11 protein-coding genes are annotated in these 11,658 nt (G+C 46.0%); all 11 read left to right on the top strand.

Annotated elements, in window-relative coordinates; translation table 11 throughout:
- The first annotated feature begins 146 nt into the window (after positions 1–146).
- Positions 147–1,559, top strand: coding sequence for a tRNA lysidine(34) synthetase TilS (gene tilS / locus KW93_RS05830; RefSeq protein ID WP_033542046.1), 1,413 nt, complete (start codon positions 147–149; stop codon positions 1,557–1,559).
- 11 nt (positions 1,560–1,570) lie between these two features.
- Entirely contained in the window at positions 1,571–2,113 is a 543-nt protein-coding gene (hpt, locus tag KW93_RS05825; RefSeq protein ID WP_033542045.1) for a hypoxanthine phosphoribosyltransferase, read from the top strand.
- Between the two features lie 130 nt (positions 2,114–2,243).
- Positions 2,244–4,253, top strand: a complete 2,010-nt coding sequence (ftsH, locus tag KW93_RS05820) for an ATP-dependent zinc metalloprotease FtsH (RefSeq protein WP_033542044.1) — start codon at positions 2,244–2,246, stop codon at positions 4,251–4,253.
- A 115-nt stretch (positions 4,254–4,368) separates the two neighbouring features.
- The gene (locus KW93_RS05815) at positions 4,369–5,139 is read left to right on the top strand and encodes a type III pantothenate kinase (RefSeq protein ID WP_033542043.1); all 771 of its coding nucleotides are present in this window, start codon (positions 4,369–4,371) and stop codon (positions 5,137–5,139) included.
- 15 nt (positions 5,140–5,154) lie between these two features.
- Positions 5,155–6,036, top strand: coding sequence for an Hsp33 family molecular chaperone HslO (gene hslO, locus KW93_RS05810; protein WP_033542042.1), 882 nt, complete (start codon positions 5,155–5,157; stop codon positions 6,034–6,036).
- Entirely contained in the window at positions 6,020–6,964 is a 945-nt protein-coding gene (locus KW93_RS05805; RefSeq protein ID WP_033542041.1) for a peptidyl-prolyl cis-trans isomerase, read from the top strand. The genes hslO and KW93_RS05805 overlap by 17 nt, the downstream gene beginning before the upstream one ends.
- A 100-nt stretch (positions 6,965–7,064) precedes the next feature.
- Positions 7,065–7,997 carry a cysteine synthase A gene (gene cysK / locus KW93_RS05800; RefSeq protein ID WP_033542040.1) on the top strand — a complete coding sequence of 311 codons (933 nt, stop codon included), beginning with the start codon at positions 7,065–7,067 and terminating at the stop codon, positions 7,995–7,997.
- Positions 7,998–8,126: 129 nt separating this feature from the next.
- Positions 8,127–8,939, top strand: coding sequence for a dihydropteroate synthase (folP, locus tag KW93_RS05795; RefSeq protein ID WP_033542039.1), 813 nt, complete (start codon positions 8,127–8,129; stop codon positions 8,937–8,939).
- On the top strand, positions 8,939–9,304 hold the full coding sequence (gene folB / locus KW93_RS05790; protein ID WP_033542038.1) for a dihydroneopterin aldolase: 366 nt from the start codon (positions 8,939–8,941) through the stop codon (positions 9,302–9,304). Before folP ends, folB begins: the two co-directional genes overlap by 1 nt.
- Positions 9,301–9,786: a 2-amino-4-hydroxy-6-hydroxymethyldihydropteridine diphosphokinase gene (gene folK, locus KW93_RS05785; RefSeq protein WP_033542037.1), complete on the top strand. Its 486-nt coding sequence runs from the start codon at positions 9,301–9,303 to the stop codon at positions 9,784–9,786. The genes folB and folK overlap by 4 nt, the downstream gene beginning before the upstream one ends.
- Positions 9,787–9,931: 145 nt before the next feature.
- Positions 9,932–11,416 (top strand): lysine--tRNA ligase, encoded by a 1,485-nt coding sequence (lysS, locus tag KW93_RS05780; protein ID WP_033542036.1) that lies wholly within the window; start codon positions 9,932–9,934, stop codon positions 11,414–11,416.
- Positions 11,417–11,658 lie beyond the last annotated feature (242 nt).

Here is an 11,658-nt window from a genome sequence, read left to right as displayed (position 1 = left end):
TACGCTCTAGCCAGCTGAGCTACGCCGCCTTGTTGAAACGGACAATTCATATCATACTATAAAGAACAGCAACAAGTCAATTGGCGTTTGAAAAAATTATCACTCCAATAAAACAGCAGAACGCACACGCCGATGGAGGGAAACAAGTGAAGAGTTTTCATGAACAAATGGCTGATTATTTAACGAAGCATAATCTTCTGGAATCTGGAGACCGTGTTCTTCTGGGCTGTTCGGGAGGAATTGATTCGATGGTGCTGCTGCATTACCTGAAATCCCAGGAAAAAGCACTCGAAATCAGAGTCGAAGCCATCCATGTCAACCATATGCTGCGCGGAGAAGAGTCAGCCGCGGACCGGTTGTTCACAGAGCAGGTGTGCAGGCTATGGGAGATTCCCTGCCACAGCAGTGATATTCCGATTCCTGCCATCCTTAAAACGGTGGGAGGGAATAAACAGCAAGTTTGCCGGGTTGAACGATACAAATATTTCGCTGAAATAATGGAACAGACCGGTGCCACGAAACTGGTTACCGCCCATCATGCAGATGATCAGCTGGAGACGATCCTTATGTCCGGTTTGCGGGGGACATTGCAATCCGGTTCTTTCGGAATGCCTGCCATCCGTCCTTTTGAAGGCGGCATGCTGATTCGTCCGCTGCTGGCGGTGACCAAACAGGAAATTGCTGATTATGCAGAAACTTTTAATATTCCTTACAGAGAAGATTCGAGTAATGCGGAAAATACGTATACCCGCAACAGAATCCGAAAAAATGTAGTACCTGAATTAAAAAAAGAAAACGCTGACGTATCGAAACAGTTTGTGGAATTGTCCGACAGTCTGCAGGAGGACCAAAACTTCCTCATGGAATTGGCCCAGGAAAAACTGGAACTGCTTGTCTCAACGGATGAACATGGAACTGTGCTGTCAGCCGAAAGATTCAGATCCCATGCATCTGCTTTACAAAAAAGAATGGTTCTACTACTATTAAACTATCTATATGGCAGTGAGCAAGTAATTGTCACAAGACAGCTTGCCGAACAAGTGCAGGACATGATGCAAAGCTCTTCCGGCACCGTTTTTCTGCATTTGCCGCAGCACTATAGAATGATTCGGCAATATGATCGTGTTTTATTCAGCCGGCGTGATTCTGAAGCCGTTTCCGAAGAGTTCCATTCTTCAATTACTGATGAATGGACAGGAGCGGTGAAGAATTTTCGTTATAAACTGCTTCCTGTGCAACAATTGAGGGAACAGGAAGATGCCATTGCATGGTATTTTTCTGAATCGGCCGAACCCCAGCTGCAGATTCGCAGCAGGCTGCCGGGCGATCGGATCCATTTGTCCGGCATGGCCCATTCCAAGAAAGTGGCCAGGCTGATGATTGATGAAAAAGTTCCAGCCCCTCTCCGGAAAGGCTGGCCCGTCATCACTGACAGCAACGGGGAAGTATTACTTGTGCCGGGCTTGCGCCCGTCACGGCATATTAGCCGCTCCCGGCGCCCCCAGGATAATTGGGTGCTGATGGAACAAAAATGTGAAGATCGCGAAAGCGAATTATAGGAGGTCCACTTATGTTACAGAAAGACATCGAAGAAATATTGATCTCTGAAGAACGGCTTCAGGAAAAAGCTCGTGAACTCGGAGAGGCCTTAACAAACGATTACAAGGATAAGTATCCTTTGGCAATCGGCGTACTGAAAGGTGCAATGCCATTTATGGGAGATTTGATGAAGCGTTTCGATGGTTACGTTGAAATGGACTTCATGGACGTCTCAAGCTACGGCAATGCCACAGTTTCTTCAGGAGAAGTAAAAATCATTAAAGATTTGAATGCCAGCGTAGAAGGCCGGGACCTGCTGATCATCGAGGATATCATTGACAGCGGCCTGACGCTCAGTTACCTGGTGGACCTCTTCAAGTACCGCAAAGCGAATTCCATTAAAATTGTGACGCTGCTGGACAAGCCAAGTGGACGGAAAGTGGATTTGAAAGCGGATTACATCGGTTTTGAAGTCCCTGACGCTTTTGTGGTCGGGTACGGCCTTGATTTTGCGGAAAAATACCGCAACCTGCCTTATATCGGAATTCTCAAGCCAGAGGTTTACAGCGAATAACAGGAATGGACATAAGTAGTTCACAGTCTGCCAAATCACCTCATCAGACGAGTGCTTATCGTTGTATGCTTAAATGTTCCTATGTTAGTATTTAGTATAGTTTTGGGAAACTTTTGTGAGGAGGCTCGGGATGAATCGAATATTTCGATACACCATATTTTATTTACTGATTTTCCTAGTTATTATCGGTATTCTGGGGACATTTAATAATAGTGGACAACCAACTGAAGATTTAGGATACAACGAATTTTTGCAGGCTTTGGAAAGTGGACAGATTAAGGAAGTAACCATACAGCCTACGTCCATGGTTTACCAAGTGACGGGATCATTGGATAATTATGAAGATGATCAGTCGTTTGTAACGAACATACCTTTGGAAAATGAAGCTTTGATGAATCAGATCGACGAAGTTGCGAGAGCCGGCGATACGGATATCAATTATCTCGAAGCACCGCAGACGAGCGGTTGGGTTTCATTCTTTACTGGCATCATTCCCTTCATCATCATCTTCATCCTTTTCTTCTTCTTGCTAAATCAGTCACAAGGCGGCGGAGGCGGCCGTGTGATGAACTTCGGCAAAAGTAAAGCGAAGCTGTATGACGATCAGAAGCAGAAAGTGCGCTTTGATGATGTAGCTGGAGCGGATGAAGAGAAACAGGAACTTGTTGAAGTTGTTGATTTTCTGAAAGATCCGCGCAGATTCGCTGATATTGGTGCACGCATACCAAAAGGGATCTTGCTTGTCGGACCTCCGGGTACCGGTAAAACATTGCTAGCCCGTGCGGTTGCAGGAGAAGCGGGTACTCCGTTCTTCTCAATCAGTGGTTCGGATTTCGTGGAAATGTTCGTAGGGGTCGGGGCATCACGTGTCCGTGACCTGTTCGAAAACGCCAAGAAAAATGCACCATGTATCATTTTCATTGATGAAATCGACGCAGTTGGACGTCAGCGTGGCGCAGGCCTCGGCGGCGGACACGACGAACGTGAACAGACATTGAACCAATTGTTGGTTGAAATGGATGGTTTCGGAGCGAACGAAGGAATCATCATCATCGCAGCAACAAACCGTCCGGACATCCTGGACCCGGCACTTCTGCGCCCTGGCCGTTTCGACCGCCAGATCACAGTTGGCCGTCCGGATGTAAAAGGGCGCGAAGCAGTATTGAAAGTTCATGCACGCAACAAGCCGCTTGACGAAACTGTGGATATGAAAGCAATCGCTCAGCGCACTCCAGGATTCTCAGGTGCCGATCTCGAGAACTTACTGAACGAGGCAGCACTGGTTGCAGCCCGCCGCAGTAAACTTAAAATCGATATGTCCGATATTGATGAAGCAACGGACCGTGTCATCGCGGGACCTGCCAAAAAGAATCGGGTCATTTCGAAAAAAGAACGCAATATCGTTGCTTACCACGAATCAGGCCATACAGTTATCGGCCTGGTATTGGATGATGCCGATATCGTCCATAAAGTAACAATCGTCCCTCGCGGCCAGGCTGGCGGTTATGCCGTCATGCTGCCAAGGGAAGACCGTTACTTTATGACAAAACCGGAATTGCTCGATAAGATTGCCGGCTTGCTCGGTGGCCGTGTTGCAGAAGACCTCATGTTCGGGGAAGTTTCAACCGGCGCCCATAATGATTTCCAGCGTGCAACGGCTATCGCCCGCAGCATGGTGACGGAATACGGTATGAGTGATAAGATCGGGCCGATCCAATTCGGCCAGGCACAGGGCGGAAATGTTTTCCTTGGCCGCGATTTTAATTCAGAGCAAAATTATTCAGACGCCATCGCCTTTGAAATTGATCAGGAAATTCAGCGCATCATCAAAGAGCAGTACATCCGCACAAAAGAGATTCTGACGGAGAAAAAAGATCTTCTGGAATTGATTGCGCAGACGTTGCTCGAAGTTGAAACGCTGGATGCCGCTCAAATCCAGTATTTGAAAGATCACGGCACTTTGCCGGAGCGTTCATATGAGGCGTTGAACGGTGATTTCGAAGACAAGAGTGTCGACCTGGATAAAGATGCCGTAACTCCTGATGTAACAGGTGCACCGAATGACCCTTCTGCTGGAGACCTTCCAAGCGAAGACCAGCCCGGAGAAGTGAAAAGCCCTGTACAGGAAGAACGCAAATAACACATTGAAAGCTGACTGTCTGATTCCTATATGGAAGAGGCAGTCAGCTTTTTTTCTTTCGTATGAAACTATGGTATGATATTTTGGAAAATTGCAGATAAATGGGGAACGTAAAATGATTCTGGTAATGGATATCGGAAACAGCAATATTATGATGGGAATTTACAAGCAAAGCGTGTTGACCCATCACTGGCGAATGGAAACAAACCGTCATAAAACAGAAGACGAATATGGCATGCAGGTTAAAGCTTTTCTGGCTGACGCGGGGTTAAATTTTTCTGAGGTGACAGGTATTATCATGTCCTCTGTCGTACCGCCGATCATGTTTGCGCTCGAACGGATGGCGTTGAAATATTTTGGAATAAAACCGCTGGTAGTGGGGCCGGGCGTGAGAACGGGGCTGAACATCAAATACGATAACCCACGTGAAGTCGGTGCAGACCGGATTGTCAACGCTGTTGCCGCCATCGATGAATACGGCGGCCCGCTGATCATTGCCGATTTCGGTACAGCGACGACCTATTGCTATATTAATGAAGCGAATCAGTACATGGGCGGGGCGATCGCTCCGGGGATTGGCATCTCAACCGAAGCGTTATACAGCCGCGCCGCGAAATTGCCGCGCATTGAAATTGCCCGTCCGGAAAACATCATCGGCAAAAATACGGTTTCCGCCATGCAGGCCGGCATCGTTTACGGCTTTGTTGGGCAGGCGGAAGGCATCATCACAAGGATGAAGATGGAAAGCAGAGAAGTGCCGACGGTCATCGCGACCGGCGGAATGGCGTCTCTCATAGCAGCCGAATCAAAGCTGATTGATAAAGTGGAGCCATTTTTAACATTAAAAGGTCTTTATTTAATCTATAAGCGCAATGAAGCTTTATAAGAAAGGGAGATTTGGATGGCAGATTATTTAGTGCGGGGACTTGCTTACGAGGGGAGCATCCGTGTATTCGCGGTGGACAGCACCGAAACAGTTGGGGAAGCGCAACAAAGACATATGATGTGGCCAACCGCTGCCGCTGCGGTTGGGCGGCTGATGACAGGTGGCGTCATGCTCGGTGCGATGCTGAAAGGCGATGACAAAGTCGTTGTGAAAATAGACGGCGGAGGTCCGCTTGGCCCAATTCTTGTCGACAGCAATGCGCACGGTGGTGTACGGGGTTACGCACAAAATCCGCAGACCCACCTCGACCTCAACGCCAAAGGCAAATTGGATGTGGGCGGCGCAGTCGGCACAGACGGAATGCTGTCGGTTATAAAAGATCTTGGGATGCGTGATTTCTTCACTGGCCAGAGCCCGATCGTGTCGGGAGAAATTGGAGAAGATCTTACTTATTATTTTGCTGTTTCTGAACAAATTCCGTCTTCTGTCGGTCTCGGTGTACTGGTGGACACGGATAATTCGGTGCTCGCAGCCGGCGGTTTCATTGTTCAGGTAATGCCGAATGCGGATGAAGAAGCGATTTCGAAACTTGAGAAGCGGCTTGGTGAAATTGAGCCGGTCTCCAAAATGATTCAGCGAGGTTTAAGCCCGGAAGCGATCCTGAATGAAATCTTCGGAGATGGCAATGTTGAGATACTGGAAAAGATTCCAGTGAAATTTGAATGCAACTGCTCCAAAGAAAGGTTTGCTGAAGGCATCATGGGCCTTGGCGCAGCCGAAATCCGGCAAATGATCGACGAGGAAGGCAAAGCTGAAACACAATGCCATTTCTGTCTGGAAACGTACAGCTATTCAAAAGAGGAATTGGAAGCGATGATCGATGAGCTACAGGCATGACAACGGGCGGCCCGGCACATCACCGGGTGACACGGGCAGGCCCAGAAGAAGATTGAAAACAAAGCCGTTGCTGATTTTGCTGCTGATTCTATTCATAGGGAATTTGCTCTGGTTCATTGCGTGGCTCATTCCAAACAACCCCGGCGGCAATGAAGAAGTCGCTTCGGTCAGCGGCAAAGAAATTACACGCCAGGAATGGATGGCCGCAATGGAAGAGCAACACGGACGTGAAACCCTGCTTGAGCTTGTTAACCTGAAAGTGATGGAAACCGCGGCGAAAGAATACGGCATTAAAGTAACGGATAAAGAAGTGGACCTCGAAATCGCGATGATGCGGTCGGCTCGTGACGGCAGCGAAAAAACGCTTTATTCTGCAGACGGGGAACGCATGCGCGAAAAGGTGAAGGCGCAGTTGATCCTGGAAAAAGTGCTGACTAAAGACGTCATCATTGAAAAAGCGGCAATCGAAACTTTCTACCAGGAAAACCAGTCACTTTATGATGTTCCGGATTCGTACAGGACCCGGATGATTGTATTGGAAACAGCGGAAGAAGCGCAGGGTGTTATAGAAGAACTTGCCAATGGCTCTTCGTTCGAAGCATTGGCGCGGGAACGTTCAGTCGATACGGCAACCGGCAGCCTGGGCGGCGATATCGGGTTTGTCGTTCCCGGCCAATCTACTGTCGATAAAGCGATTGCTAATGCTGTCGCTGGAGTTGAAGTGGACGGCTGGTCGGAACCGCTGTCACTGGCGGATGGCCGAGTGGCTGTGGTGACTGTCATCGAGAAAGCGAAAGGCAATACGTTTACATATAATGATGTGGAAAGCCATATCAGCCGGGAGCTGGCGCTCGAACAATTGCCGCAATCGGTCACCCCCGAAGCCTTTTGGCAGGAATTCGATACAGAATGGTTCTACGGCGAATAAATCCGAAAGCCAATCCTGCTGTTTGACATTACGCAATAAACATTGATACGATAAGTCCATGAAATGCCGATTAAACTACTAGGGATTAGGAGTGTTGAAAATGGCTCGTATTGCAAATGATATTACAGGTTTGATTGGACAGACACCTATCGTCAAATTAAACCGTTTGACTGGTCCGGAGGATGCAGAAGTTTATTTGAAATTGGAGTATTTTAACCCGGGCAGCAGCGTGAAGGACCGCATTGCCCTGTCTATGATCGAAACGGCTGAAAAATCCGGTGAATTAAAAGAAGGCGATGTCATTATCGAGCCGACAAGCGGCAATACAGGCATCGGTTTGGCGATGATTGCGGCAGCCAAAGGCTATAAAGCAGTTTTGGTTATGCCGGACACGATGAGCACAGAGCGCCGCAACTTACTGCGTGCTTACGGAGCCGAACTGATTCTGACTCCAGGAGCTGAAGGTATGAACGGCGCCATCAAGATGGCAGAAAAGCAGGCAGCTGAAAACAACTGGTTTATGCCGCAGCAATTTAATAATGAAGCGAACCCGGAAGTGCATCGCCTGACTACAGGACCGGAAATTGCTGAAGCGATGGGCGATCAATTGGATGCTTTTGTTTCGGGCATCGGAACGGGCGGTACAATTACGGGAGCTGGACAGGTACTGAAAGAAAAATACCCTGATATTCTTATTGCTGCAGTGGAGCCGACCGATTCACCGGTATTATCCGGCGGCAAACCAGGCCCGCATAAGATCCAAGGAATTGGCGCAGGATTTGTGCCGAAAGTATTGAATACAGAAATCTACAGTGAAATTATCCAGGTATCCAATGATCAGTCGTACGAAACAGCCAGAAAACTTGCCCGCGAAGAAGGCATTCTCGGCGGCGTTTCTTCCGGGGCTGCAGTATATGCGGCACTTGAACTGGCGAAACGTCTAGGAAAAGGCAAAAAAGTGCTGACAGTTCTTCCATCGAATGGAGAACGTTACCTCAGCACACCGTTATACCAATTCGAAGAAAACAACTGAAAATTTTTAAAGGGGCATGCTGCGGCATGCCCCTTTATTGTGGTATAAAACCCCTTGCTCGCGGTAAGATAGATACACAAGATATTTCCCGGGAAATATGATGTTTAATTGAAATGGAAGGTGTCTTTTTTGAAAATCGAATTTGATGGAAAAACCTTAGTGATGGGAATTCTGAATGTAACACCAGATTCATTCTCTGATGGCGGAAAGTATAGTTTTCTGCAAAATGCTGTTGAGCGCGCAAAGGTAATGGTGGCAGAAGGTGCTGTTATAATTGACGTGGGCGGAGAATCCACCCGTCCCGGCCATGAGCAGATCTCTGACGAAGAGGAAATCAGCCGGGTGGTTCCGGCAATCAAAGCCATAAAAGAAGAGCTGGACATCGCAGTTTCTATCGATACCTACAAATCGGCAGTGGCGGAAGCAGCACTGGCTGCCGGTGCCGATATTATCAACGACATCTGGGGCGCTAAATACGACCCCGCAATAGCTGCAGTGGCTGCTAAATATGAAGTTCCCATCATTCTGATGCACAACCGTAACGATACGTCCTACACCCATTTCTGGAATGAAGTGAAAAGTGATATGGAAGAAAGTATTCGTATTGCTATGGAAGCAGGTGTGAAAAAAGAACAGATATGGCTTGATCCGGGTATAGGGTTTGGCAAAACTACGAGCCAGAATATCGAAATGATGCAATTGCTGGATCGTTTTTCGGAATTGGGTTATCCTGTTTTATTGGGTACTTCCCGTAAGTCGATGATCGGAAAAGTGCTGGATGTTCCCGTGAGTGAACGTCTTGAAGGTTCTTTAGCCGCCGCTTGTTATGGGGCTGGAAAAGGGTGCCGTATCGTACGGGTTCATGATGTAAAAGAAACGGTACGCGCGCTGAAAATGGTAGACGTATTGAATGGTAAAGTAAAATTCCAGGGGGCGGAATGATGGATTACATTCATTTAAATGAAATGGAGTTCTATGGCTATCACGGAGTTTTTCCTGAAGAGACGAAGCTTGGTCAACGGTTTCGACTGACAGTTTCATTAGCAGTAGATTTGAGGAAAGCCGGTGAAACGGATGGTTTGGAGCATACTGTCCATTACGGGGAAGTGTATAGTACGTGCCAATCGTTAGTTAAAGGAGAACCTAAAAAACTACTGGAAGCGGTGGCTGAAAATCTCGCAGCTGAAATTCTTTCAACTTATTCATTGGTTAAAGGTGTCCGCATCCACTTGATCAAACCCGACCCACCCATTCCGGGTCATTACAAATCTGTAGCTGTCGAAATTACCAGAGGAGAATTCCAATGAATGAAAGTTATTTGTCACTCGGCTCAAACATGGGTAATCGTCTTGGCATGCTAAAGCAGGCTGTGCGTTTATTGAAGGAGCATCCGGCAATCGACATTTTGAAAATTTCCTCCTTATATGAAACGGACCCAGTGGGATTTACTGATCAGGATGCATTTCTTAATATGGTTGTTCATTTGAAAACTGACCTTTCAGCTTTAGCTTTATTGGAAGTCTGCCAAGACATTGAAGAGAAGCTGGAGCGGAAGCGGAAAGTAAGATGGGGTCCGCGGACGATGGATTTGGATATTTTGCTTTACAACCAGGAGATTTTGAGAACAGATAAACTTACTATCCCACATCCGCGTATGCATGAACGCGCATTCGTTTTGGTGCCTTTACTGGAGCTTGATTCCACGCAGAACTTCATTGAGCCTCAAAGAGAAGGCATCGAATTACGGAAAACTTACAGCAGCATTGATTCTTTTTTAAATGAAGAGTAGAAAACACGCAGTGTGGTGAAATTTATAGGGATTCTTCAGCTGCCATAAATTTTCGGCAGCTTTTTTATGTAGTAATATAAGAAATTGTGTACAATAGATAAATACACGAACGAGCGTGGTTTTTATAAATAAAGGAGTGTATGGGATGTCAGAAGAGTTAAACGATCAATTATTGGTGAGACGCCAAAAAATGCAGAACTTACGTGACCATGGAATGGATCCGTTCGGCGCAAGATTCGAACGAACACATTTATCCGAAGAAATAGTGCGGGAATATGATAGATTTTCTAAAGAAGAATTGGAAGAAGCAAAATACGAAGTTGTAATTGCCGGTCGGATTATGACGAAGCGAGGCAAAGGGAAAGCAGGTTTTGCCCATCTTCAGGACTTGAAAGGCCAGATTCAGATTTATGTTCGCAAAGATGCTATTGGTGAAGAAGCGTATAACTTCTTTAATACAGCAGACCTTGGAGATATCATCGGTGTCAAAGGCACTGTTTTCAAAACTAACGTTGGAGAATTATCGGTGAAAGCAAAAGAGGTTGAGTTTTTAACCAAGGCTCTGCGACCGCTGCCCGAAAAATTCCACGGATTAAAAGATATCGAACAACGTTACCGTCAACGTTATTTAGATTTAATTACAAGTGAAGACAGCAAAGAGACTTTCATTCTCCGCAGCCGCATTATTCAAGCTATGCGTCGTTACTTAGATAATTTAGGTTTCCTTGAAGTAGAGACGCCTATGTTGCATTCGATTGCTGGAGGAGCAGCGGCGCGCCCATTTGAAACTCATCACAATGCTTTGGATATGGAACTTTATATTCGAATCGCAATCGAACTGCATTTGAAGCGCCTTATTGTTGGTGGCTTGGAAAAAGTTTATGAAATCGGTCGCGTATTCCGTAATGAGGGAATCTCTACTCGTCATAATCCTGAATTTACAATGTTGGAACTCTACGAGGCCTATGCGGATTACAACGATATAATGGAGCTTACAGAAAATTTGGTTGCCCATGTCGCTCAAGAAGTTCTGGGAAAAACAACTGTTAGCTATAATGGAGAAGAGATTAATTTGGCACCTGGCTGGAAACGTCTCCACATGGCGGATGCTGTGAAAGAATATGTTGGTGTAGATTTTTGGAAAGTAATGACGAAAGAAGAAGCTCAGGCTCTTGCTAAAGAAAACAATGTGGAAATAAAGGATACAATGGAAGTTGGTCATATCTTAAATGAATTCTTTGAACAGAAAGTCGAAGAACAACTAGTTCAACCTACATTTATTTACGGACATCCGGTTGAAATATCTCCTCTTGCCAAGAAGAATCCAGAAGATGAGCGCTTTACTGACAGGTTCGAATTGTTCATTGTCAGACGTGAGCATGCAAATGCCTTTACTGAATTAAATGATCCTATCGATCAAAGACAACGATTTGAAGCGCAATTGATTGAAAAAGCTGAAGGCAATGATGAAGCCCATGAAATGGATGAAGACTTTATAGAAGCACTTGAATATGGAATGCCTCCAACTGGTGGTTTGGGAATAGGAATTGATAGACTGATTATGTTGCTGACAGACTCTGCATCTATAAGAGACGTTCTTTTATTCCCTCAGATGCGCCCGAGAGATTAATTGATATTGCATAAGATAAAGCTCAGTATTGACTGAGCTTTTCTTTTTGAAAATAAACGGTTGTATTCTTTTAGGAAAGATGATACACTATCTCTTGTCGCGTTTTAAGTTTTGATTAGCTTTAAAAAGTAGTTGAAAAATTAATCGTTGACATTCTTTAGCGGAATTGATAATATTGAAAAGTCGCTGTTCGAAATTACAGCACTGAATAAGATTGAACCTTGAAAACTGAACAGCAAAAC

The organism is Planococcus sp. CAU13 (assembly GCF_000775575.1).
Lineage (GTDB): Bacteria > Bacillota > Bacilli > Bacillales_A > Planococcaceae > Planococcus.
The sequence above is the reverse complement of the archived record's forward strand: the minus strand, read 5'-3'. Positions and strand labels throughout refer to the sequence as shown.